This window comes from Aeromonas sp. PrichA-15 (assembly GCF_017939245.1).
GTDB lineage: Bacteria > Pseudomonadota > Gammaproteobacteria > Enterobacterales > Aeromonadaceae > Aeromonas > Aeromonas caviae.
Map to the genome: position 1 here is coordinate 17,362 of NZ_JAGKRH010000001.1, position 22,439 is coordinate 39,800.

At 64.8% G+C, this 22,439-nt stretch carries 20 protein-coding genes; 4 read left to right on the forward strand and 16 right to left on the reverse strand.

Going from position 1 to position 22,439, the window contains the following annotated elements; all coding sequences use genetic code 11:
- Window positions 1-287: 287 nt before the first annotated feature.
- A complete protein-coding gene (locus tag J9889_RS00080; RefSeq protein WP_210555792.1) occupies window positions 288-1,949 on the forward strand; it encodes an NAD(P)-binding protein in 1,662 nt (553 codons plus the stop codon).
- A complete protein-coding gene (gene nifJ, locus J9889_RS00085; protein WP_210555793.1) occupies window positions 1,946-5,521 on the forward strand; it encodes a pyruvate:ferredoxin (flavodoxin) oxidoreductase in 3,576 nt (1,191 codons plus the stop codon). Before J9889_RS00080 ends, nifJ begins: the two co-directional genes overlap by 4 nt.
- Before the next feature lie 161 nt (window positions 5,522-5,682).
- Here the strand turns inward: nifJ and J9889_RS00090 are convergent, their stop codons facing one another.
- The 6 genes from J9889_RS00090 to J9889_RS00115 all read right to left on the reverse strand — a co-directional run bounded on the left by J9889_RS00090 (window position 5,683) and on the right by J9889_RS00115 (window position 10,971).
- Window positions 5,683-5,898, reverse strand: coding sequence for a DUF465 domain-containing protein (locus J9889_RS00090; RefSeq protein WP_005313020.1), 216 nt, complete (start codon window positions 5,896-5,898; stop codon window positions 5,683-5,685).
- A 276-nt stretch (window positions 5,899-6,174) separates the two neighbouring features.
- Window positions 6,175-6,765: a hypothetical protein gene (locus J9889_RS00095; RefSeq protein WP_210555794.1), complete on the reverse strand. Its 591-nt coding sequence runs from the start codon at window positions 6,763-6,765 to the stop codon at window positions 6,175-6,177.
- A gap of 11 nt (window positions 6,766-6,776) precedes the next feature.
- The gene (locus tag J9889_RS00100; RefSeq protein WP_045525276.1) at window positions 6,777-8,123 is read right to left on the reverse strand and encodes an MATE family efflux transporter; all 1,347 of its coding nucleotides are present in this window, start codon (window positions 8,121-8,123) and stop codon (window positions 6,777-6,779) included.
- Between the two features lie 122 nt (window positions 8,124-8,245).
- Complete coding sequence (locus J9889_RS00105) at window positions 8,246-10,069, reverse strand: SulP family inorganic anion transporter (protein WP_182976443.1); 1,824 nt, start codon at window positions 10,067-10,069, stop codon at window positions 8,246-8,248.
- A gap of 70 nt (window positions 10,070-10,139) precedes the next feature.
- Window positions 10,140-10,724: a nucleotidyltransferase family protein gene (locus tag J9889_RS00110; protein WP_042865187.1), complete on the reverse strand. Its 585-nt coding sequence runs from the start codon at window positions 10,722-10,724 to the stop codon at window positions 10,140-10,142.
- On the reverse strand, window positions 10,714-10,971 hold the full coding sequence (locus tag J9889_RS00115; RefSeq protein ID WP_041212700.1) for a GNAT family N-acetyltransferase: 258 nt from the start codon (window positions 10,969-10,971) through the stop codon (window positions 10,714-10,716). Before J9889_RS00115 ends, J9889_RS00110 begins: the two co-directional genes overlap by 11 nt.
- Before the next feature lie 154 nt (window positions 10,972-11,125).
- Between J9889_RS00115 and cysM the strand changes: the two genes are divergently transcribed.
- On the forward strand, window positions 11,126-12,016 hold the full coding sequence (cysM, locus tag J9889_RS00120; RefSeq protein WP_210555795.1) for a cysteine synthase CysM: 891 nt from the start codon (window positions 11,126-11,128) through the stop codon (window positions 12,014-12,016).
- A gap of 15 nt (window positions 12,017-12,031) precedes the next feature.
- Here the strand turns inward: cysM and J9889_RS00125 are convergent, their stop codons facing one another.
- From J9889_RS00125 to J9889_RS00140, 4 genes are read right to left on the reverse strand one after another with little or no spacing between them, the layout of a single operon-like run.
- Window positions 12,032-13,216 (reverse strand): iron-containing alcohol dehydrogenase, encoded by a 1,185-nt coding sequence (locus J9889_RS00125; RefSeq protein WP_210555796.1) that lies wholly within the window; start codon window positions 13,214-13,216, stop codon window positions 12,032-12,034.
- Between the two features lie 16 nt (window positions 13,217-13,232).
- On the reverse strand, window positions 13,233-13,760 hold the full coding sequence (locus tag J9889_RS00130) for a hypothetical protein (RefSeq protein WP_113977966.1): 528 nt from the start codon (window positions 13,758-13,760) through the stop codon (window positions 13,233-13,235).
- Window positions 13,750-14,340, reverse strand: a complete 591-nt coding sequence (locus tag J9889_RS00135) for a TetR/AcrR family transcriptional regulator (protein ID WP_039039851.1) — start codon at window positions 14,338-14,340, stop codon at window positions 13,750-13,752. Before J9889_RS00135 ends, J9889_RS00130 begins: the two co-directional genes overlap by 11 nt.
- An 8-nt stretch (window positions 14,341-14,348) precedes the next feature.
- Window positions 14,349-15,779, reverse strand: a complete 1,431-nt coding sequence (locus J9889_RS00140) for a coniferyl aldehyde dehydrogenase (RefSeq protein ID WP_113977968.1) — start codon at window positions 15,777-15,779, stop codon at window positions 14,349-14,351.
- A 212-nt stretch (window positions 15,780-15,991) separates the two neighbouring features.
- Between J9889_RS00140 and J9889_RS00145 the strand changes: the two genes are divergently transcribed.
- Window positions 15,992-16,285 (forward strand): hypothetical protein, encoded by a 294-nt coding sequence (locus J9889_RS00145; RefSeq protein WP_041212706.1) that lies wholly within the window; start codon window positions 15,992-15,994, stop codon window positions 16,283-16,285.
- 54 nt (window positions 16,286-16,339) lie between these two features.
- On the opposite strand, the gene J9889_RS00150 is transcribed toward J9889_RS00145, so the two are convergent.
- The 6 genes from J9889_RS00150 to cmoB all read right to left on the reverse strand — a co-directional run bounded on the left by J9889_RS00150 (window position 16,340) and on the right by cmoB (window position 22,437).
- Complete coding sequence (locus tag J9889_RS00150) at window positions 16,340-16,789, reverse strand: NlpC/P60 family protein (RefSeq protein WP_210555797.1); 450 nt, start codon at window positions 16,787-16,789, stop codon at window positions 16,340-16,342.
- A gap of 106 nt (window positions 16,790-16,895) precedes the next feature.
- Window positions 16,896-17,810, reverse strand: a complete 915-nt coding sequence (locus J9889_RS00155; protein ID WP_128274259.1) for a hydrogen peroxide-inducible genes activator — start codon at window positions 17,808-17,810, stop codon at window positions 16,896-16,898.
- A gap of 297 nt (window positions 17,811-18,107) precedes the next feature.
- A complete protein-coding gene (locus tag J9889_RS00160; protein WP_039039849.1) occupies window positions 18,108-19,073 on the reverse strand; it encodes an alpha-L-glutamate ligase-like protein in 966 nt (321 codons plus the stop codon).
- Between the two features lie 3 nt (window positions 19,074-19,076).
- On the reverse strand, window positions 19,077-20,615 hold the full coding sequence (locus tag J9889_RS00165) for an inactive transglutaminase family protein (RefSeq protein WP_041215543.1): 1,539 nt from the start codon (window positions 20,613-20,615) through the stop codon (window positions 19,077-19,079).
- A gap of 3 nt (window positions 20,616-20,618) precedes the next feature.
- On the reverse strand, window positions 20,619-21,377 hold the full coding sequence (locus tag J9889_RS00170) for an ATP-dependent zinc protease (RefSeq protein WP_010674089.1): 759 nt from the start codon (window positions 21,375-21,377) through the stop codon (window positions 20,619-20,621).
- An 82-nt stretch (window positions 21,378-21,459) separates the two neighbouring features.
- Window positions 21,460-22,437, reverse strand: coding sequence for a tRNA 5-methoxyuridine(34)/uridine 5-oxyacetic acid(34) synthase CmoB (gene cmoB, locus J9889_RS00175; RefSeq protein WP_053288620.1), 978 nt, complete (start codon window positions 22,435-22,437; stop codon window positions 21,460-21,462).
- Between the last annotated feature and the right edge of the window lie 2 nt (window positions 22,438-22,439).

Here is a 22,439-nt window from a genome sequence, read left to right on the forward strand (position 1 = left end):
CGGCAATCTTCTCCTGCTGCCCATGTCGAGGGCGGCGAGGGGGCTCGGGCGACAGGCCCGAATGGCTGCGGGGTGTGACGGGGATCCGGTTGTGAAGGGGGCGACCCATAAAGCGCAACATTTATTGATCCTGATCCACCATGTCGTACAAAAAAAGGCCCATCATCGGGCCAGCTTCCAGTTTCTGACGCTTTCGCTTCTTCCCTCTCCGGCCACCGTCTGCCCAGGCAAAACGGTATCAAGCGCATTCGGATGGGGCCTGTCACACAAAAAGAAGAAAGCAATGTATGAGCAAACAACTGGATATGACCCCGCAGCCGGATCTCTCCCAGAAAACGGGAACAGGCCCGGTCCGCACCCGGCTGCCCGTCTGGCGGCCGGCCCTGCCACCTTGCAACCATGCCTGCCCGGCTGGCGAGAACATCCAGGCCTGGCTTGCCCTGGCCGAAGCGGGCCGCTTTGAGGCGGCCTGGCAACGCCTCATCGAAGAAAATCCCCTGCCTGCGGTCCACGGGCGGGTCTGTTATCACCCCTGCGAAACGGCCTGCAACCGCGCCCAGGTGGACGAGGCCGTCTCCATCCACGCCATCGAGCGTTTCCTCGGCGACGAGGCGCTGGCCCGCGGCTGGCTGCCAGCGCCCCCCGCACCCGCCAGCGGCAAGAAGGTGCTGGTGATCGGTGCCGGTCCCTCCGGCCTCTCCTGCGCCTGGCACCTCAATCGGCTCGGCCATCAGGTGGAGATCCGCGAAGCGGGGCCGCTGGCGGGCGGCATGCTGCGTTTCGGTATTCCCGCTTATCGTCTGCCCCGCGACGTGCTGGATCGGGAGGTGGCCCGCATCGTGGCGGCCGGGGTGACGCTGACCCTGAACCACAAGGTGGAGGATGTGCTGTGCGAGCGCGACGAGGGGGGCTTTGACGCCGTCTTCATGGCCATCGGTGCCCATCTGGCCAAGCGGGTCAACATTCCGGCCCGGGAGGCGGGCAAGATCCTCGATGCGGTGAGTTTCCTCGAGCAGGCCAGTCTTGCCGAAGAGCAGGGCTTGCCGCCACCCAAACTGGGGCGGCGGGTGGCCATCTACGGTGGCGGCAACACCGCCATGGATGCGGCTCGCACCGCCCGCCGCCTCGGTGTGGAAGAGGCGATGATCATCTACCGCCGCGACCGGGACCATATGCCGGCTCACGCCTTTGAAGCCGATGAGGCCGAGGAGGAGGGGATCAAGATCAACTGGCTGCGCACCATCCGCCAGCTCGACAACACCAACATCGAGGTGGAGGTGATGGCGCTGGATGCCGAGGGCAAACCGGTGCCCACCGGCAAGTTTGAAACCCTCGAAGCGGACTCCCTCATTCTGGCGCTCGGTCAGGAGGTGGACTTGAGCGTGCTGGAGAGCATTCCCGGCGTGCGGGTCAGCAAGGAGGGAGTAGTACAGGTTGGCGAGAACCTGATGACGGATGTGCCGGGCCTCTTTGCCGGTGGCGACATGGTGCCCTCCGAGCGCACCGTCACCATCGCCACCGGTCACGGCAAGAAGGCGGCACGCCATATGGATGCCTGGCTGCGTGGTCGCCACTATCACAAACCGCTCTCCCATTTGCAGGCAGGGAAGCCGCTGGTAGGGCCCGAGCAGTTGCAACTCTGGTTCCAGACCCATGCGCCGGCCAGCAGTCAGCCGGTCAAACCGGCGTGGGCGCGGGACGACTTTGGCGAGATCATCGGCGGGCTGGATGAGGTGGCCGCCCGTTACGAGGCGGCGCGTTGTTACTCCTGCGGCAATTGCTTCGAGTGCGACGGCTGCTATGGCAGTTGCCCCGAGCAGGCCATCGCCAAGCTGGGGCCGGGTCTGGGGTATCAGGTGGATGCCGAGCGTTGCACCGGCTGCGGTGCCTGCCACGACCAGTGTCCCTGCCACGCCATCGAGCTTCGCCAACCGGAGGAGTCCCAATGAAACATGAATTGATCATGGTCGACGGCAACGAAGCCGCGGCCCGGGTGGCGTACCAGCTGAGCGAAGTGTGTGCCATCTACCCTATTACCCCGAGCTCGACCATGGCCGAACTGGCCGATGCCTGGGCGGCACAAGGGCAGACCAACCTCTGGGGCAACATCCCCACCGTGGTAGAGATGCAGAGCGAAGGAGGAGCGGCTGGCACGGTACACGGCGCCCTGCAGGCGGGGGCGCTCGCCACCACCTTCACCGCCAGTCAGGGACTGATGCTGATGCTGCCCAACATGTACAAGATCGCCGGTGAACTGACTTCGGCGGTGTTCCATGTGGCGGCCCGATCCTTGGCGGCGCAGGGGCTGTCGATCTTTGGCGACCATCAGGACGTGATGGCGGCGCGCAGCACCGGCTTTGCCATGCTCGCCTCCGGCTCGGTGCAGGAGGCGCAGGACCTGGCCCTGGTCGCCCACAGTGTCACCTTGCAGTGCCGGGTGCCCTTTATCCACTTCTTCGACGGGTTCCGTACCTCCCACGAGGTGAACAAGATCACCGCGCTGCACAAAGATGAGATCCGGGCCCTTATCGACAACGACTGGGTGCGGGCCCACCGTGCCCGGGCGCTCAACCCGGATCATCCGGTTATGCGTGGCACCGCCCAGAACCCGGATACCTATTTCCAGTCCCGCGAGAGCGTCAACCCCTTCTACGAGGCGGTGCCGGCCCGGGTGCAGCAGTGCATGGAGAGCCTCGGTGAGCTGACCGGCCGCCACTACCGGCTGGTGGAGTATCACGGCGCCCCGGATGCCACCGACGTCATCGTGCTGATGGGCTCGGGGGCCGCCACCGCCCGCACGACGGTGGATTGGCTCAACCAGCAGGATCGTAAGACCGGGGTGCTGGTCATTCGCCTCTATCGCCCCTTCCCGGTACAGGCGCTGCTCGATGCGCTGCCCGCGAGCGTGCGGCGCATGGCGGTGCTGGATCGCACCAAGGAGCCGGGGGCCGGTGGCGAGCCGCTGCTGCTGGATGTGCAGAGCGCGCTGATCGACGGTTTGCAGCGCGGCCTTATCAAGCGGTTGCCGTGGCTGAGCGGCGGCCGCTACGGCCTCTCTTCCAAAGAGTTCACCCCTGCCATGTGCGCGGCTGTGTTCGAGGAGCTGGCATCCGATGCGCCGCGACCGCGCTTTACGGTGGGGATTGTCGATGATGTGTCGGGCCTCAGTCTGGCCTGGCACCCCATCGGCGATCTGGAGCCCGCCAGTCGGGTGCGGGCGCTCTTCTTCGGCCTCGGTGCCGACGGCACAGTCGGCGCCAACAAGAACAGCATCAAGATCATCGGCGAGCTGGAGGGCTTCCACGCTCAGGGCTACTTCGTCTACGACTCCAAGAAGTCGGGCTCGCGCACCGTCTCCCACCTGCGCTTTGGCCCCGAGCCCATCGATGCCCCCTGGCTTATCGAGCAGGCGAGCTTTATCGGCTGCCACCAGTGGGGCTTTGCCCTGTCGGTAGACCTGCTGGAACATGCCGCGGAAGGGGCTACCCTGCTGCTTAATGCTCCCCATGAGCCTGACCGTGTCTGGGCCGAGCTGCCCGAGCGGCTGCGCGCCCGCATTCGCTCCCTCAATATTCAGCTCCATTGCATCGACGGCGATCGGGTGGCCGAGCGCAACGGCATGGGCAATCGCATCAACACCATCATGCAGACCTGCTTCTTCGCGCTGGCCGGTATCTTGCCGCGGGACGAGGCGATTGCGCTGATCAAGGAGAGCATCGAGAAGAGCTATGCCCGCAAGGGGCCCGAAGTGGTCGAGCGCAACTTCGCGGCAGTGGACGACACCCTGGCTCATCTCCATCAGGTGGCCATCCCGGCCGGTGAGGAGCCGATCAGCGACTATCCGCTGCCACTGGCACCCGGCGGCAGCGAGTTTGTCCAGCGGGTCACAGGCGAGATGCTGGCGGGGCGTGGCGATCGTATCCCGGTCTCCATGCTGCCGGTGGATGGCACTTACCCCACCGCCACCAGCCGCTTCGAGAAGCGGGATATCGCCCGCGAGATCCCCATCTGGCACTCCTATATCTGTATCCAGTGCGGCAACTGCGTCTTTGTCTGCCCCCATGGGGCGCTGCGGGCCAAGTTCTACCATCAGGACTGGCTGGCGACCGCCCCCGAGGCAGCGCAGTCGGTGCCCGTCACCGCCAAGGGCTTCCCCGACAGTCGCTACACCTTGCAGCTCTATCCGGAAGATTGCACCGGCTGCGGCCAGTGCGTGCAGGCCTGTCCGGTGCGGGCCGGAGCGGATGCCCGCCATCAAGGCGAGCGCGCCATCGCCATGATGGACAAGGCGCCCCATCTGGCTGGCCAGAAGCAGGCGCTGCGCTGGTTCGAAAGCCTGCCCTGGCCTGCCCGCGAGCGGGTGGACTTCTCCACCGTGCGCGGCACCCAGTTCCTCGAACCCCTGTTCGAGTTCTCCGGTGCTTGCGCCGGCTGTGGCGAGACCCCCTATCTCAAGTTGCTGACCCAGCTGTTTGGTGATCGCATGCTGGTGGCCAACGCCACCGGTTGCTCCTCCATCTACGGCGGCAACCTGCCGACCACGCCGTGGGCCAAGAACGGCGAAGGGAAGGGGCCGGCCTGGTCGAACTCATTGTTTGAGGACAACGCCGAGTTTGGCTTTGGTTTTCGCCTCACCGCCGATCAGCATCACGGTCAGGCGATGGCGGCTTTGCAGGCGATGAAGGGGGAGTTGGGCGCAGAGCTAGTCGAGTCGCTGATCAGCGCCCCGCAGCGGCTGGAGTCTGAGATCCGCGCCCAGCGTACCCGGGTCGCGCAAGTGCGGGAGCGGCTGGAAGAGGTGAAATCCGGCAAGGCTCGCGAGCTGCTCTCCTTGATTGATCAGCTGGTGCGCCGCTCGGTCTGGATAGTGGGCGGCGATGGCTGGGCCTATGACATCGGCTCGGCGGGGCTCGACCATGTGCTCGCCTCCGGCCGCGATGTGAACGTGCTGGTGATGGATACCGAGGTCTACTCCAACACCGGCGGTCAGATGTCGAAATCGACCCCGCTCGGCGCTGTCGCCAAGTTCGCGGCGGGAGGCAAGACGCTGGCCAAGAAGGATGTGGCGTTGCAGGCCATCTCCTACGGCAACGTCTATGTCGCCCGCATCGCCTTTGGTGCCAACCCGCAGCAGGCGCTACAGGCCTTGCGGGAAGCGGAAGCCTATCCGGGCCCGTCCCTTATCATCGCCTACAGCCACTGCATCGCCCACGGCATCGACATGGAGCAGGGATTGGCCCAACAGAAGCGTGCGGTCGATTCGGGCCACTGGCCGCTGATGCGCTACAACCCGGTACTGCGCAGCGCCGGGCAGAACCCCTTCAGCCTCGACAGCCTGCGCCCCTCCATCCCCCTTGCCGAATACCGGCAGGAGGAGACCCGTTATCGGGTGCTGGCCCAGAGCCATCCACAGGAGGCCGAGCGGTTGATGCAGGTGGCGCAACAAGTGGCGTGGCAGAAGTGGGCCACCTACGAGGAAATGGCCACCCGCGAGGCCAGCCAGTTCCATCCGCCGGTGTGATCATGGGATGAAACAGGTAAGACAAAGCGGGCCATTGGCCCGCTTCGTTTTCCGGTGCCAAGGGAAGTGGCCGTTGCCGCGCCTTGGGGCGGCCAACAAAAAGCCCGGCGTCGGGCCGGGCTGGCAGGATAAGTTGCTTATCCAGGTATTCGTCGAGGCGTCTAGTGTGGATGTTGTTTGAGGATGTCGTATATCTCCTCTTTCAGTTTAAGTTTCTGTTTTTTCAGATCCTTCACCTCGGAGCTGTAGTCGCTGGCGTGGTGTTTCTCCAGCTTTCTGATCTCCGCATCCAGGTCGTTGTGCAAGTCAAACTTCTTCTGGAAATGGACATCACTGCTCTTCAGTTTCGAGATGAGATCTCTGTACTCCGGAAACATGTAATGAAGCCTCCTTGTTGTCGTTTGATTGTGCCTGCAAGACCAAAGTACCCCTTACTGCCGGGGAGAAACGTGATCCCGATCCAATTCGGGGCCACGGATTTGCTGCATGGGAAGGGTTATTTTTAACTGTTTGAATTACATGATGATTGCCTGCTGACCCAGGGGCAGCAGAGGAAAGAAGCGGGATCCGCTTCACATTCGGGAGAGGGGGTCTGCAACGGGGCGGGCAACAGAAAGGGGCGCGAGGCCCCTGACTGGAAACGGGTGAGCCGTTTACTCTTTTTTCTTTTTCTTCTCGGGCAGGGGCTTGCCGTCTCTGGCAATCACCTTGCCTGCCTCGAAACCGATCTGCGCCGCCAGCTCTTCCAGATCCGGCGCCTTGGCCTCGTTGCCGATGGCGTACTGGTAGTTGGCGATGGAGATCTTCTCCGCCACCGGTGTGCCCGGCACGATGGGTTCGCGCCAGCCCTGACCGATGTGGGCCACCAGGGTGCCGTTCATGATGAGCTCGCCGACGATCTCCTGGGTGGGGATGCCCTTGCCGTAGGTGAGGCCCTGCGGGTGCTTCTTGCCGACCAGGGGCTCTTGGCTTGCGGGCATCAGCTTGGTGCGGATCAGCCACTTGGGCGATTTGGTCTTGCCCACCGCCTTGCCGGTCTGGTACTCGTTGATCTTGATGGTCTTGATCATCTGGGCCGTGAACTCCTTGGTCAGGGCCTTCTGGGCTTCGCTGGTCTCGTCGATGACGATGGGGGCCACATACCAGGTCTGGGGAGCCTGCGCCTTGCGGGTCGCCGGGGCGGTTTGCGCCATGGCGAGCGGGCTGAGCAGGATGGCCGTCAACAAGAGTCCGATTTTCTTCATGGTGATTCCGCTTATGTTTCGACAAGAATTTTGTTTTGCCAGCGACGACTGCGCCAGCGCCAGAACATGGCCAGACCGCGCACCCACTCGTCGCAGGCGAGGGCCAGCCAGATGCCTACCAGGCCATAGCCCTGCATGATACCAAGGAAATAGGCCAGGGGAACGGCAATGCCCCACATGGAGACGAGCGCCATGTAGAGCGGGAAACGGGCATCCCCGGTGGCGCGCAGGGCGTTGATCACCACCAGATTGAAGGTGCGACCGGGTTCGAGGATGAGGCTGATGAGGAAGAGCTGCGCCACCTGGGTGATGATGTCGGCGTCGTCGGTGAACAGGCTGATGATGGCGCGGCCGTTGAGGGCGGCGGCGATGGCGATGGCGGCGGTGACGATGAGGCCGAGTTTCAGGCTCTTCATCAGTTGGCGATAGGCCTGATCGAAGCGTCGGGCCCCCGCCAGGTGGCCGATGATGATCTCGTTGCCAAGGCCGATGGAGAGGCCGAACAGCAGGATGAACAGGCAGATCTGGAAGAAGTAGGACTGGGTCGCCAGCGCCTTGTCGCCGAGCAGGCCGACGAAGGCGGTCACCACCATGAACTGCAGCATCCAGGAGAGGTTCTCCCCTGCCGCCGGCAGACCGATGTGCAGCACCTTGTCCAGCATGGCGCGGCTTGGGCGGACGATTTCCGGCAGACGCAGCCGGATGCCGGTCTTGCGCGCCACCAGCCATACCAGCAGCACCACCCCGACGATGCGCCCCGCCACCGTGCTGATGGCGACCCCGGCGACCCCGAGCTGGGGCAGGCCGAACCAGCCATAGAGCAGCAGCAGGTTGCCGACGAAGGTGATGAGGTTGACGATGAGGGTCACGTACATGGCCTGGCGGGTGTGGCCGTGGGCACGCAGGGTGGCGGCCAGACAGAGGGCCGCCGCCTCCGGCAGCAGGCAAAGCCCGATGATCTGCAGGTAGAGGCTGCCGTCGCTCATCAGGTGGGCAGGCAGGTTCATCAGCGCCAGCATGGTGCTGGCCCCCGCCATGACGCCGACCGCGGCCACCAGTCCCACCAGCAGGTTGAAGCCGATGGCGGTGTGGATGACGACGCGGGCTTTTTCCTTGTCTCCCGCCCCCAGATACTGGGTGATCACCACGCTGGTGCCGATGCTGACGAAGCTGAACAGGGTGATGGCGAGATCGAAGACCTGGTTGCCCACTGCGAGGGCCGCCACCCCCTGATAGGAGACGTGGCCCACCATGAAGGTGTTGAGGGCCCCGGTCAGAAAGTGGAGGGCCAGATCGATGAACAGTGGCCAGGTCAGGGCGAAGAGGGAGCCCGGGCCCGCGTGGGATTGAGTCTGCATGGGATATCCAGGTGCTGGCGATGGCCCTCGTCAGGGCCAACTGGAGGGGCATTTAACACCAAGCGGGGGCGGGGTGCAATCCTGGTCGCAGGAGGAGGGGGCCTGCGACCAGGGGATGTGTCTCAGACCGGCGTGGCGCCGGCCTCCTGCTCGCTGGGGCGGGTGAGGCGCGCCGAGTCGGGCAGGTCGTCATCGTGCGGCCAGCGGGTGAGCAGGGCATCCGTGGTGCTCTCCACCCCCTCGTCGTCCCGGAACACCGGCTCCCGGTAGCAGCGGGTCATGCGCAGGGCCTGATACATGTCGGGGCAGAGGATGATGCCATCCTCGCCGACCCGAATCCCCGCCTGTTTGAACCACTGGCTCATCTGGCCGTGACGACCGGCCATCACCATGTGGATGCCGCGCCGCTTGAGCTCCTTGTGCAGCTCTCCCACCATGCTCATCACGCTGATGTCCTGATGGGTAAAACAGGCCACCGCATCCACCACCAGGCACCTGGGATTGTGGGGATCCTGCACCAGCAGTGCCAGCACCCGCCGCTTGAAGTAGGGGGCGTTGAAGTAGGTGAGCGGGGAGTTGAAGCGGTAGACCAGGATGCCGGGAATCGCCTTGGCCTGCTCGTTGTCCCCCAGGGTGCGCACCACGCCCTCGTCGTCCATGCCGAGCAGCTGGTCGGTGGGGCGCATCACGTTGCGCAGGAACTGGAACAGCCCCAGCAGCACCGCGAGGGTGATGCCCGGAATGACCCCCATGGTGAGCACGCTGACAAAGGTCACCAGGGCGAGCCAGAAGGCGGCGCGGTCCGATTCGCGCAGGGCCCAGAGGCCGCGAAAATCCGTGAGCGACAGGGAGGCCATCACCAGCACCACCCCGAGGGCGGCGGTGGGAATGTACTGCAGCGGCGCCGTCAGGTAGAAGGTGACCAGGGCGATGACGGCGGCGGCGATGATGGAGACCAGCTGGCTTTTGCCGCCGTTGGCATCGTTGACAGCGGTGCGCGAATCCGCCCCGCTGATGGCAAACCCCTGGGAGGCGGCGGCGGCCAGGTTGGCCATGCCCAGCGCCCTAAACTCCTTGTCCGCATCAATCTCGTAGCCGTTCTTGGCGGCAAAGCTGCGGGCGGTGAGCATCATGGAGACGAAGCTCACCATGGCGAGGTTGAGGGCGGGCAGCACCAGCTCACGGATAAGCCCGGGGGGAAAGTCCGGCATCTGGAAGGCGGGCAGCCCCGAGCCGATGGTCCCCAGGGTGGCGATGTCGACGCGGCCGAGATTGAACAGCCACACCAGGGCCGCCGTCACCACCATGGCCACCATGGAGGAGGGCCAGGCCGGTCTGTAGCGCTTGGCCAGCAGCAGGGTGAGCAGAGCGGTCAGGCTCATGGCCAGGGTGGGCAGATGGGTCTGGGTAATGTAGCTGGTGCCGTTCAGGATCCGCTCTATCAGGTAGCGCTCGCTGAAGGTGAAGCCGAAGATCTTGGAGAGCTGGCCCACCATGATGGTGATGGCCACCCCGTTGAGCAGCCCCATCAGGATGGGGCGGGAGAGAAAGTCTGCCAGCACCCCCAGTTTGAAGCGGCTGGCGATGAGGCACCAGAAGCCGGTCATGGCGGTCATGGTCATCACCAGTTGCCAGTGACGGGTGGGATCCCCGGCGGCGAGCGGCGTTACCACGGCGGCGATCACCGCGCAGGTGGCGGCATCCGGACCGACGATGAGCTGACGGGAGGTGCCAAAGAGGGCGTACACCACCATGGGCAGGATGCAGGAGTAGAGGCCGACGATGGCGCCTACCCCGGCGAGCTCCGAATAGGCGATGGCCACGGGCAGGGCCACGGCCGCGACCGAGAGGCCAGCGCGAAGATCCGGCATCAGCCAGGCCCGCTGGTATTGCAGCAAGGCGGCGAGCCCCGGCAGCCAGCGCTCGAGAGAGAAGAAGTCGCGCATTATTTAACCCATTGAGTTACAAACATCTTTTTCTTAGTGTGCCCAAGGTTGTCGGCCCTTTGCAATCCGCTCATGGCCAGTTCACCACAAGGTCAGGCCAGATGCGTTGCCACCCCTTGGCCCTGACCCGTTCGCTAAAGATACGGCTCTCCTGGCGACAGCGCGGATTGGGGCTCACCACCAGGGACCAGTTGGGGGCAAAGCCGTAGGGGGCCAGCCACTCGAACGCATCATCTGCCAGCAGGCGGACCCCGATGCAGGTGGGTATCTCCACCCAGTGGCTGAGGGCCGAGAGCGAGCTGGCAAAAGGAGGCACCTGCTGGCGCAGATGCATGCGGGCCTGGTTGCGCACCTCCCACAACTGGCCCGGCATCCTGGCGGCGAGCCAGGCTTCGTGATCGGCCTCCTTCAATCCAGTCGGATCAGCGCTGTCCAGATAGATAAGATCGATGTCGTTGAGCGGGGTGGGTTCGGCCTTGTCATGGAGGTGATCCCAGATGAGGTTGCGCACAAACCCCGCCCCCAGGGCCCAGTCGGGCAGGGCCAGCTCCCGCGCAGCCCGGAGGCAATCCATGCGCGGGTGATCGGCCCGCAGCAGGGCCTCGGTGCAGGCCCGCAAGTGCGCCTCCCGCAGCGCCCCGGCTTCAACCGGCATTGCGGCGCAACCAGACGTCGATGTAGCTGCAGCTCGGCACTATGGTGAGCCCCTCAGAGAGGGTCCAGTCGTAGAAGCGGCGGGCCAGCTTGTCGGCAATCCCCTGTCCGCGCAGCTCGGGGGGAACCTGGGTGCTGTAGGCGTCCACCGTGGTGGCGTCCAGCCTGCGATAGGCAAGGCGGGAGAGCTTGCCGTCCACGGTGCAGACAAACTGCTGCTGATCGGCCTGGTGAAGGATGTCGCTCATCGGGGGTCCTCTCTGGGTGAATGGGAAGATCAGAACATGGCGGACAGGGTTTGCCAACGCCATTCTTTGCGCCCATGGCGGGCTCGCTTACACTGGCCGGCCTGCGAATGGTCGCAAGGCAAGGTATAGAACATTGAGAGAGGATGGATCCGTCATGGCCTTCGCCACCCTGGACGAGCTGATAGGCAATACCCCGCTGCTGGCGCTGCGCCGCATCAATCCGCACCCCGGCGTCACCCTGCTGGTGAAGCTGGAGGGCAACAACCCCGCCGGCTCCGTCAAGGACAGGGCGGCGCTGAACCTCATCAGGCAGGCAGAGGCGAGTGGTCACTTAGCGCCAGGGGCCCGGCTCATCGAGGCCACCTCCGGCAATACCGGCATCGCGCTGGCCATGGTGGCGGCGTCCCGGGGTTACCGGATGCGGCTCATCATGCCGAGCAACATGAGCCAGGAGCGGCGCGACGCCATGGAGGCCTACGGCGCCGAGCTGGTGCTGGTGGAAGAGGGCATGGAAGCGGCGCGAGACCTCGCCCTGGCCATGCAGGCGCGGGGGGAGGGGCTGGTGCTCGATCAGTTCAACAACCCCGCCAACCCGGATGCCCACTACCGCTCCACCGGCCCCGAGATCTGGCGCCAGAGCGGCGGGGCTGTCACTCACTTCGTCTCGGCCATGGGCACCACGGGCACCATCATGGGGGTCTCCCGCTACCTCAAGGAGCAGAACCCGGCGGTGGCGGTGATCGGCCTGCAACCGGCCGAGGGGAGCCAGATCCCCGGCATTCGTCGCTGGCCCGAGGCCTACCGGCCCGCCATCTTCGAGCCTGCGCGGGTCGATGGGGTGCTGGATGTGACGCTCGACGAGTCCCTCGCCATGATGCGCCGGCTGGCGCGGGAAGAGGGGATCTGCTGCGGCGTCAGCTCGGGTGGCGCCGTGGCCGGGGCCTTGCGGGTGGCGGCGGAGATCGGGCAGGGGGTGGTGGTGGCGATCATCTGCGATCGGGGGGATCGCTATCTCTCCACCGGGGTCTTCACCCCCGATGCCTGACGGGCAAGGGGCCTGCTACTCCCAGGCCCGCTCCAGCAGGGCCAGCAACTGTTCCCTGTCCGCATCCTTGCGGTTGTAGAGCAGGGCGCCGTCGTTGATGGCGAGATCCCGGATCCCGGGCAGCAGCGCCTTGTCGGTGAGGCCCGCCTCCCGCAGGGTGCGGGGCAGCTTGACCGTCTGCCACAGGGTATCGCGCAGTGCCTGCAACGCCTCGATGGTGGCCTGGGGTCTCCCCTCGGCCGGGGTCGCGGCAAAGCGCTCCGGCCCCACCAGGGGCAGCAGCAGGCGGGCGAGCTCGGGGTCGATGCCGGGCCGGTTGTAGTCGAGCACGGTGGGCAGGAAGAGGTTCATACAGAGGCCATGGGGCAGGTGGCAGCGCGCCCCCAGACTGTGGCCGAGGGCGTGCACCAGCCCCACCATGGAGTTGGAAAACGCCATGCCCGCCAGGGTGGAGCCCTCCGCCAGTTGCAGCCGCAGGCCCTTGTCTGTCGGGTGGGCCAGCACCCTGGGCAGGGCGGTGGCAATCTTCTCCACCGCCATCAGGGCCAGGGCGTCACTGACCGGGTTCTTGCCGTTGCCGATGAAGGCCTCGATGGCGTGGGTCATGGCATCCATGGCGGTGGCGGCGGTGATGGGCAGCGGCAGCCCCAGGGTGAAGCGGGGATCCAGCACCGCCAGCCGGGGCAGCAGGAAGGGGGAGGTGAAGGGCACCTTGCGCCCGCTCCCTTCGTCCTTGATCACCGCCACCAGGGTCACTTCGGAGCCGGTCCCCGCCGTGGTGGGGACCACCGCCAGGGGGTTGAGGGGACGGGTCAGGCAATCCGCTCCGGCATAATCGAGCAGCTGCTCGCCCCCCAGAGTCGCCAGTATGTTCACCGCCTTGGCGGTGTCGATGACGGAGCCGCCGCCAAGGGCGAGCAGGCTGTCACAGCCCAGCTCCCGGTAGTGGCGAGCGATCCGCTCCACCACGGCGGTGGAGGAGTCCGCCGGGATCTCGTCCCAGATGGCGGCGACCGGCAAGGCCCCTTCGGCCATCACATCGGCCAGCAGGGTGGCGAGCCCGCTGCCGCTGACCCCCTTGTCGGTGAGCAGCAGCGGGCGGCCAGCTCTCAATCCCCTCAAGGCATCCGGCAACTGTTCCAGTGCCTGCTCCCCCGCCATCAGCTTGACCGGGCAGAAAAAATCGTAATAACGGCTCATCCCGTTCTCCTCGTGTTCAACCGGTCAGAAGACCCAGATAGATGTGGCAGGCCCGCGCGAGCTTGCGATGCGGGTCCGGGTAGTGGCGAAGCAGGGGCCGCGCGATGAAGGCGGGCAGGATCAGGCTCTGCAACTGCTCAAGCGCTCGCACCAGGTGCATGGCCGCGTCGAGATCCCCCTCCACCAGCAGCCGGTTTTCGCAAAAGGCCTGGTTGATGCCGAGGCGAAAGCTGAGGGCGCGAAAGGCGACGGCGGGGTGCTTGAAGCGCACCCGCAGGGGGTGGGGGCCGTTATGGGCACAGGTCGAATGCGCCCTGCCAGCCTCCTCACCGCAGTGCCAGCGCCCCGCGAACTTGTAGAGACTCAGCCCCCGGGTCATGCCGTTTACCTCCAGCCTGATGGTGAGGCCATCCGGCAGGGGGGCAAGCTCGCGGCGCACCGCCTCGTCGACCCGGGCGGCGCGGCACAGGGTGCGGCCGATGATCCAGAGCAGGCTGCCAATCCAGAGGCGCCTGCCGGTGGCAAGCAGGGCGTCAGGGCGCATGAGAACCTCCGCTGATGGCGGACCAGAAGAGGGTGAAGGCGCTCTCCTGCCAGTGGGGGTCTTCTCCCAGTTCAGGCTGATCGACAAAGAGGGAGGCGCAGGCCAGAAACTGGCCCTGGCACACCTCCAGCATCAGGGCCGGCGGGGCCGACATCAGCTCGCCGCTGGCCTGGCCCCGGGCGAGCAGGCTCGGCAGAAAATGCAGGGTCTCCGCCAGGATCTGGCTGCGCAGGGAGCGGGCCAGCAGGGGGGAGTGGAAAAAGCCCAGCACGAACCTGAGCTCACGGGGGTGGGCCTGCATCCAGCCCATGGCCTGGTGCCAGTAGTGGCGGGCCTGCTCCTGGAGCGGCAGGGCGGCATCGGCCTCGGTGATGGCGGCGCCAAGGCGCAGCTTGATGTCCTGGTAGAGGCTCTGGATCAGCACCTCCTTGCTGGGAAAGTGATGAAACAGGGTGCCATTGGCCACCCCGGCCGCCTTGGCGATGCGGGCGGTGGCGGCGCCCTGCAGGCCATCCTCGGCGCACAGGGCCAGGGCGGCATCCAGGATCTGGCGGCGTTTGTCGGTCATGGTTTCTCGCATCTCGCCTCCTAGCGCAGGAATAGGGCCATCATCAGCCGCTGGTACCAGCGCCGATAGGGGGGGTGAATGAGGGAGCCTGTGCTGAAGCGTCCGCGGCGCAGCACGGTTTTCGCCTTGGAGAAGGTGAGAAACCCCTCGCGGCCGTGATAGTGGCCCATGCCGGAGGGACCGATGCCGCCGAAGGGGGCATCGTCCGCAGCCACCTGGAACAGACTCTCGTTGATGGCCATGCCCCCGGCGTGGGTCTCCCGAATGAGGCGGCGCTGCAGCGTCTCGTCCAGGCTCATGAGATAGAGCGCCAGGGGGCGGGGGCGGGCCGCCACATAGGCCAGGGCCTCCTCGATGTCGTCATAGGGCACCAGGGGCAGCAGGGGGCCGAAGATCTCCTGCTGCATCACCTGGCAGTGGCCGGGTACCTCGGTCAGCAGGTGGGGCACCAGTTTGCGGGTGGCGTCATCCTGGGCGGGCGTGACGCAGGGGTGGATCTGGGCACCGGCCTGCCTCGCCTCCTCCAGCCAGGCGGTGAGCCGCTCGTACTGGGGGGCGTTGATGATGGCGCCATAATCCGGGCTCTCGAGCCCTTTGGGGTAGAGGCGGCGAAAATGGGCCTGATAGGCCTCGATAAAGGCCTGCTCCTGCCCCCTCGGCAGCAGCACGTAGTCGGGGGCCACGCAGATCTGGCCGGCGTTGAGGCTCTTGCCGAAGATCATCCGCTCCACCGCCAGGGCCAGGGGCATGTCGGGGGCGATGAGACAGGGGCTCTTGCCGCCGAGCTCCAGGGTGAGGGGGGTGAGCTGGGGGGCGGCCGCGGCCATCACCAGTCGACCCACCGCCGTGGAGCCGGTGAAGATGAGATGGTCGAAGGGGAGGGCGCTGAAGGTGGCCGCGATCCCCGCATCCCCCTCGATGACCACCACCTCGTCACCGCCGAGGGCCTCATCGAGCAGGGTGCGCAGCACGGCGTTGGTGTGAGGGGTGAACTCGGAGAGCTTGATCATGGCGCGGTTGCCGGCAGCGAGGGCGCCGATGAGGGGCCCGAGGCTCAGCATCACCGGGAAATTCCAGGGCACCATGATGCCGACCACGCCGAGGGGCTGATAGTGCACCTCGACCCTGGCGGGTGCCAGCAGCAGGCCGGAATGACGGCGCTCCGGTTTCATCCACCCCTTGAGCCGTTTCAGGGTGTAGTTGATCTGCATGACGCAGGGGAGCACATCGGCGATCAGGCTGTCGTAATCGCTGCGCTGGCCGTAGTCCCGGGCCAGGGCCTGACACAGTGCCTGCTTGTGGCGCAGCAACCCCTGCTTGAGGGCGTCAAGTCTGGCGCGGCGGGACGCCAGATCCGGCATGGGGGTGGCCTGGCTGGCCTGCCTGAGCCGATGCAGTTGCTCGGGGAGGGAGAACTTGTCCGGTGAGGCGGGGGTGACGGTGGTGTCCATGGCATGCTCCGCACGAAAAGTGACCGACTGATTAGTCGGTCCAAATCTAGCGATTCGTTGCCGACTTGTAAACCGGGCGAGGGCAGAGGGTGGCTACCAGTGGGGAGCGTTGTCCGGAACTGTGTCCGGGCTCCCATTTTTGAGGCATTCGGATTGGTCTTCTATCCAATAAGGGGTAATTGTGGGTCACCAACTTGGAGGGAGAACCGCACATGACCAGGGAATTGCATAGCCTGCTGGCCCGGCTGGATGACGTGATCGCGCGCATGCCGGACAGTTTCAACACCTATGAGTTTGCCCAGAAGCTGGCGCTGCAACATCAGCAGGAGTATTTCGCCGCGGGCCACTCCCTGGCGGGCCAGGAGAAGAACCTGCTGCGCCTGCTCCACGAGAAGATTGCCCTGGCGCTGGCGAGCCATGAGGACGTCATCGAGGGGGCCCTGCTGCCCTGCATGACCCCCTGGGGAGAGCGCGCCACCTCGCCCCGCTGGCACCGCAAGCACTGACCCGGCAACAACATGAAAAGGCCCCTCGGGGCCTTTTCATGTTTGGGGTCGCACCTACTGGACCAGCCTGCGGGCCTGCCAGTAGCGGCTGTTCCAGTAGACGTTGTCGAGGCGCGAGCGGATCACGCCCTTGCTGGTGGAGGCGTGGATGAACTCACCTGCCCCGGTGTAGACCCCGACGTGGTACTGCTGCCAGCCGGTCTTGAAGAATACCAGGTCCCCGTGCTGGAGACGGTATCTGTCCACCGGGCTGCCTAGGCTCGCCTGGGATTCCGTGGTGCGGGGCAGGGTGAAGCCCAGCACCTGGCTGTAGGCGAGCTGGGTGAAGGCGGAGCAGTCGAGACCGGCGCGGCTGGTACCGCCCATGCGATAGGGCACGCCGCGCCACTGCTGATAGAAGTTGTCGAATGCGCCGCTCTGGCGCACGGGAGGGGGAGGCTCCGGCGTACTGGAGCAGGCGGCGAGAAGCAGGGCCAGCAGGGGCAGCAGCAAGGTGCGAAACATCTCAACTCCTTGATAGGGCACGGGGTTCATCATAGACGATGATCCTGCCTGGAACCTGAATGACAACGGCATTGAGGAGTGGCCGCCTGTGGGGGCAGCCACCGGATCACCCCGCCGGTTTGGGGGTAATGAGCGGCGTCAGCAGCTCGGCAATCTTGTAGAAGGTCTGTACTCGGGTGGTGCTGGGGCGCCACACCAGGCCTATCTCCCGATAGGGTTTCTCCCCGGGCAGGGGAATGGCCACCAGGTTCGTGTTGTCGAGGATGCCCGCATCTATGGCCATCTGGGGCAGGAAGGTGGTGCCAAGACCGGCCCCTACCATCTGCACCAGGGTGTGCAGACTGGTGGCGGCGAACGGGTTGATCTTGCTCTTGTCCCGCAGCCGACAGGCGCTCACCGCGTGCTCCGTCAGGCAGTGCTCCCGCTCCAGCAGGAAGATGCTCTGGTTGGGCAGCTCCTTGTAGTCGAACGGCATGTGCAGGCCCGCCGCCATGTGGGAGGGCATCACCATGTGGAAGGGATCCTGGCCGACGGTCTTGCTGTGGAAGCCGCCGATCTCCACCGGCAGCGCCAGGATCAGCAGATCGAGCTGCCCCTGCTCCAGCTGCTTGAGCAGATTGGTGGTGGTGTCTTCCCGCAGCAGCAGCTCCAGATCTGGATAGGCCTTGCCGCACACCTGCAGCAGCTTGCTCAGCAGGAAGGGGGCGATGGTGGGGATGCAGCCCAGGCGCACCGTGCCGTGCATGACGCCCCCCTGCTGCTGCCCCAGCTCCATCAAATCCCGGGCGTCGGAGAGCAGGTTGCGCGCCCGCGCCACGATTTCCATGCCGACCGGCGTCATGATGAAGCTCTTGTGATCCCGCTCCACCAGTTGCAGGTTCATCATGTCCTCCAGGGTCTGGATCCCGGTACTCAGGGTCGACTGGCTGACATGGCAGGCCTTGGCTGCGCGGTTGAAATTCTTGTGCTCGTCCAGAGCGACCAGATACTGGAGCTGCTTCAGGCTGGGCCAACGTTGCATAGGAGAAACCCGATCGATGCTATCTATTTGATTTGATTAATCTACCATCGAGAAGCCCCGTTGTCGCCGACAAATCGGTGCCCCCTGGCAGGCGCACTGCCTCACGCACATGGGGTGGCCTGCGCCGATGGGCTGGCCACCCCTCATTGGTCAGGAGCTTATCCCCTTGTGCCGCGCCATTGAAGGGGGGCCGCCATGGGATGTGACGGGGATCGGCCTTCGGGCGGGGCGCCCTGCGCGCAGGAGCGGCCATAAAAAAACGCGCCGGTGGGCGCGTTTTTGCAGAAGGGGGGCGGACTATTCGTCGAAGATACCGAAGTGATCCTTGGCGAAGTTGACCCGCTGCTCCACGTTCATCTTGACCTGACCCAGCTTCTCGATGGTCTTGAGGTTGGGCACCAGGCCGCGACCGTTTGCGATCTGGATGGCAAGGCCCGGACGGGCGTTGAGCTCCAGCAGCATGGGGCCGCGGAACTTGTCCAGCACCATGTCGGTCCCGATGTAGCCAAGACCGGACATCTCGTAGCAGGAGGCCGCCAGGTTGAGCAGGGTGTCCCAGTGGGGCACCTTCAGATCGTAGAGATCCAGGCCGGTGTCCGGGTGGTGGCGCAGCGGGTTGCCAAACTGCACCGCCCGCAGGGCGCGGCCGGTGCGCAGGCACAGGCCTACCCCCACGGCGCCCTGGTGCAGGTTCGCCTTGCCATCGGAAGCCGAGGTGGAGAGGCGCATCATGGCCATCACCGGGAACCCCTTGAAGATGATCACCCGGGCATCGGGGACCCCTTCGAAGGAGTAGCCGTCGAACACGTCGTCGAAGTTGATGAGCCCTTCCACCAGCGCCACGTCGGGCTTGCCGCCGAGGGAATAGAGCCCTGCCAGGATGTTGGAGACATGGCGCTCCAGATCCTGGCCGTTGGCGGCGCTGCCGTTGGGCTTGTAGAAGAGGCCGTCCTCCTGGCGCAGGATCACCAGGATCCCCTTGCCGCCGGAGCCGCGGGCCGGCTTGATGCAGAAGCCCGGCCAGTCCTTCACCAGCTCGGTGATGCGAGTCACGTCGTGCTGCTCGCGGATGGTGCCGATGAGTTCAGGCACCGTCACCCCCGCATCCAGCGCGATGCGCTTGGTCTTGAGCTTGTCATCCACCAGCGGATAGAGGCGGCGCGGGTTGTAGCGGCTGATGTAGGAGTGGTTGCGCTTGTTCATGCCGAGGATGCCTGCTTGGGACAGGCTCCACGGACTGGTGTATTTCTGCCAGAACCACATCTGTTACTTGTCCTTACCCGGGGTGGCACCAGACTTCATCTCGTCCACCAGCGGCTTGAAGCGCTTGAGCTCGCTCAGCTTGTAGCCGGTGTAGTTACCCATCAACAGCACGGTCGCCATCAGCACCAGCTGCAGGCCGAGGAAGTTGAAGGTGAGGTGACGAATGAGCTCGTTGTCCATGGCCAGGTAGGCGATGACCGCCACCAGCAGGGAACCGCCGCCCTGGCGGAACACCTCTTTGGGACCCTCTTCTTCCCACAGGATGGACATGCGCTCGATGGTCCAGGAGAGGATGATCATCGGGAAGAAGGTGATCTTCATGCCGTCGGTCAGCCCCAGCTTGAAGGCGAACGCCGAGAAGATGCCGATCATCGAGATCACCATGATGATGATCGCCGATATTCGGGCGACCAGCAGCAGGTTCAGCCTCGAGAGGTAGGAACGGATCACCAGGCCGGTGCCGACGATCAGCAGGAAGCCGATGAGGCCGGTGACCAGCGAGGTCTGGATGAAGGCGACCGCGATCAGCACCGGCATGAAGGTGCCGGAGGTCTTGATCCCCACGATGACCCGCAGGAACACCACCATCAGCACGCCGATGGGGATGAGCAGCAGACCCTTGAACAGGGCTTGCTCTTCCAGGGGCAGGCTGTGGATGGAGAAGTTCATCATCTCCGATTTTTCGAACTTCTGGGCCAGGGCCACGTTGACCGGTTGCTCCTGCTCGATCATCGAGAAGGTGACGCGGGAGTTGTGACCGCCGGTGACGTCCAGGAGGGCGCCGGAGTTGTACTCCCACAGCAGCAGGTTGGCCGGTTGACCCTGTTCACCGCTTTGCGGGTTGAACAGCTTGTAGTCAGTCGGGCTGTTGAAGACCTGCAGGTAATCCACCAGCTCCTGACGGCGACGGCCATCTTCCAGGCTGAGGGCGTGCACCACGCGCGCCGGGACGTCCGCGTTGTTGAGCAGCTCGGCAATCAGATTGGCGCGGCTCTTGTGGGACTTGAGCAGCTCGGCGTTCTGTTCCTGCTTCTCGATCTCCTTGATGATCTCGCGGGTCAGGGTGTACCCGTCGGCGGAGCGCTCCTGGGCGCGCTCCAGGATCTGCTTCATGGCCGTGGCGTAGGGCTCGCTCTCGATCTGCTTCTCGATGGCGGGCGGCTGCGGGTTGGCGGCGGGCTTGGCATGGGCATCGGCCATCATGTCGACCCGGTAGTAGAGCTCCTGACGGCCGGAGGCGGCGCGGATGGACCACTCGGCGCGGGCATCCCCGTCTTTTTCCACGAACGACAGGCCATAGCCCGGGCTCGCGGCGTTCTCGTTCATCAGGGTGAAGCCGGGCTGGGTGCCCGGAATGGCCAGGGAGGCGATCACCGGCTCGCCGGTGGCCTCGAATTCGAGTTTGGCTTCGATGGACCAGATCTGGCGCTTTTCACCCGGCGTGAGCGGGACGTCCAGCGCGATGTGATGATAGAAGGTCATCCCCAGGCCGACGATGTAGAGCAGGGCGACCAGCAGATAGAACGGCTTACGGGAAACCATGGATTATTTCACATCCTTGAGCTTGGGTTTGGGTTGGATATATTCGCGGGCCACGTCGACCACGGCGATGTCTTTGAGGAATTCACGGCCCAGCAGCACGGGGAAGGTCATGTCGCTGCGGTCCTTCAGGGTAAATTCGGCCTTCTCGGTCATGTCGCCGATGCGCACGGCAAGGCGGACCACGGGGCGACGGTCGAGATCGTCGGCGGAAGCCTGACGGACCCGCACGTGACGCACCAGGGGCGCTTCAATCTGGATCTTGTCGTCCATCTCCTGGTGGCTCAGGAAGAAGCGCACCCAGTTCTTGCCGTTGCGCTCGAAGATGGTGATCTCCTGGGCGCTGATGGAGGAGGTAGTGGCGCCGGTGTCGACCCGGGCCTGGAAGGCGTCGTTGGCGGCGTCAACCCAGATCCACTCCGCTTCACCCACCAGCAGCTTGCCATCGACGGTGTGGCCCTGGCTCGGCGCCGGGCACTTCTCGGTGGGAATGGGCATGGCCTTGGGCGGCTCGGGAGGCAGGGTAGCCAGCTTGCTGTCGACTTTCTTCACGGACTCTTTCATGTTGGTGACATCGGTGTTGAGCTGAACCAGCAGGTGCTGTTGCTGCACATACTGCTTCTGTTGCTGTTCCATGGATGTTTGCAGACGTTGCTCGCTCAACGAGATCTCGTTGCGCAGCTCGGCCAGCGTCAGGGTCGGGGCCGGGGGGGCTTTTTCCATACTGACACACCCGCCGAGACTGAGCAGGGAGAGCAGGGTCATTCCTTTTAATTTGCTTTTCATGTCATTCATTTAACTGTGCTTCCTGGAATTGGGTCAGTGTAACTTCCACAGCCGCCATCGGCTAGTCTTTGGCCTTTCTGGCGATCAGTACGGCACGTTTGGGTGCCGGGTATCCTTCGACCGTGAGTGCAGGATTGTGTGGATCCAGATAGTCACTCAGGGACTCGTTAATCATCCAGTCGGTACGACGCTGTTCGTCGGTGCTGGTCATATTCTCGTCGACGATGCGCACATCGGTGAACCCGCAGCGCTCGACCCAGCGTGTGAGGGCCGCGCTCGAGGGGAGGAACCAGACGTTGCGCATCTTGCCGTAGCGATCGGAGGGCATCAGCACCTGGTTTTCGTCGCCGTCCACCACCAGGGTCTCGAGCACCAGCTCCCCATCGTCTTTGAGCTGGTTGCGCAACTGCTCGATGTGCTCGATGGGAGACTTGCGATGATAGAGCACTCCCATGGAGAAGACGGTGTCAAAGGCCCGCAGCGCCGGCAGCTCCTGGATACCGAGGGGCAGCAGGTGGGCGCGCTGGTCGTTGCCTGCGAAGTGGCGAATGGCTTCGAACTGGCAGAGGAACAGCGGGCTCGGGTCGATGCCGACCGCCAGTTTCGCCCCTTCCCCCACCATGCGCCAGAGGTGGTAGCCGCTGCCGCAGCCCACGTCCAGCACGTAGCGGCCCTGGAGCGGGCTGATGTGGGGCAGCACCCGATCCCACTTCCAGTCGGAGCGCCACTCGGTGTCGATGTGGATGCCGTGCACATGGAAGGGGCCCTTGCGCCAGGGCATGAGCTGGCGCAACAGGCTCTCGGTCTTCTTGCGCTCACCCTCTCCCAGGCTATCGGGGCCGCCGATGGCGACCCGCTCTTTGAGCTCGATCCGGCCGGGGGCCACGACGGGCAGCTTGGCGAGGGCGCGGTTCCAGCGCGGCAGATCCCCGTGCAGGTTGTCGTGCTGCCAGGCGTGCAGCTGGGCGGGCAGGGTATGCAGCCAGTGGCTCAACCGGTTCTTGGCGATCAGTTGATAAAAATGGGCGAAATCGATCATGG

Bases quoted from the DNA above. Each gene is read 5' to 3' on its own strand.
- J9889_RS00080 (WP_210555792.1), top strand. From the start codon at position 288: ATGAGCAAACAACTGGATATGACCCCGCAGCCGGATCTCTCCCAGAAA.
- nifJ (WP_210555793.1), top strand. From the start codon at position 1,946: ATGAAACATGAATTGATCATGGTCGACGGCAACGAAGCCGCGGCCCGG.
- J9889_RS00090 (WP_005313020.1), bottom strand. From the start codon at position 5,898: ATGTTTCCGGAGTACAGAGATCTCATCTCGAAACTGAAGAGCAGTGAT.
- J9889_RS00095 (WP_210555794.1), bottom strand. From the start codon at position 6,765: ATGAAGAAAATCGGACTCTTGTTGACGGCCATCCTGCTCAGCCCGCTC.
- J9889_RS00100 (WP_045525276.1), bottom strand. From the start codon at position 8,123: ATGCAGACTCAATCCCACGCGGGCCCGGGCTCCCTCTTCGCCCTGACC.
- J9889_RS00105 (WP_182976443.1), bottom strand. From the start codon at position 10,069: ATGCGCGACTTCTTCTCTCTCGAGCGCTGGCTGCCGGGGCTCGCCGCC.
- J9889_RS00110 (WP_042865187.1), bottom strand. From the start codon at position 10,724: ATGCCGGTTGAAGCCGGGGCGCTGCGGGAGGCGCACTTGCGGGCCTGC.
- J9889_RS00115 (WP_041212700.1), bottom strand. From the start codon at position 10,971: ATGAGCGACATCCTTCACCAGGCCGATCAGCAGCAGTTTGTCTGCACC.
- cysM (WP_210555795.1), top strand. From the start codon at position 11,126: ATGGCCTTCGCCACCCTGGACGAGCTGATAGGCAATACCCCGCTGCTG.
- J9889_RS00125 (WP_210555796.1), bottom strand. From the start codon at position 13,216: ATGAGCCGTTATTACGATTTTTTCTGCCCGGTCAAGCTGATGGCGGGG.
- J9889_RS00130 (WP_113977966.1), bottom strand. From the start codon at position 13,760: ATGCGCCCTGACGCCCTGCTTGCCACCGGCAGGCGCCTCTGGATTGGC.
- J9889_RS00135 (WP_039039851.1), bottom strand. From the start codon at position 14,340: ATGCGAGAAACCATGACCGACAAACGCCGCCAGATCCTGGATGCCGCC.
- J9889_RS00140 (WP_113977968.1), bottom strand. From the start codon at position 15,779: ATGGACACCACCGTCACCCCCGCCTCACCGGACAAGTTCTCCCTCCCC.
- J9889_RS00145 (WP_041212706.1), top strand. From the start codon at position 15,992: ATGACCAGGGAATTGCATAGCCTGCTGGCCCGGCTGGATGACGTGATC.
- J9889_RS00150 (WP_210555797.1), bottom strand. From the start codon at position 16,789: ATGTTTCGCACCTTGCTGCTGCCCCTGCTGGCCCTGCTTCTCGCCGCC.
- J9889_RS00155 (WP_128274259.1), bottom strand. From the start codon at position 17,810: ATGCAACGTTGGCCCAGCCTGAAGCAGCTCCAGTATCTGGTCGCTCTG.
- J9889_RS00160 (WP_039039849.1), bottom strand. From the start codon at position 19,073: ATGTGGTTCTGGCAGAAATACACCAGTCCGTGGAGCCTGTCCCAAGCA.
- J9889_RS00165 (WP_041215543.1), bottom strand. From the start codon at position 20,615: ATGGTTTCCCGTAAGCCGTTCTATCTGCTGGTCGCCCTGCTCTACATC.
- J9889_RS00170 (WP_010674089.1), bottom strand. From the start codon at position 21,377: ATGACCCTGCTCTCCCTGCTCAGTCTCGGCGGGTGTGTCAGTATGGAA.
- cmoB (WP_053288620.1), bottom strand. From the start codon at position 22,437: ATGATCGATTTCGCCCATTTTTATCAACTGATCGCCAAGAACCGGTTG.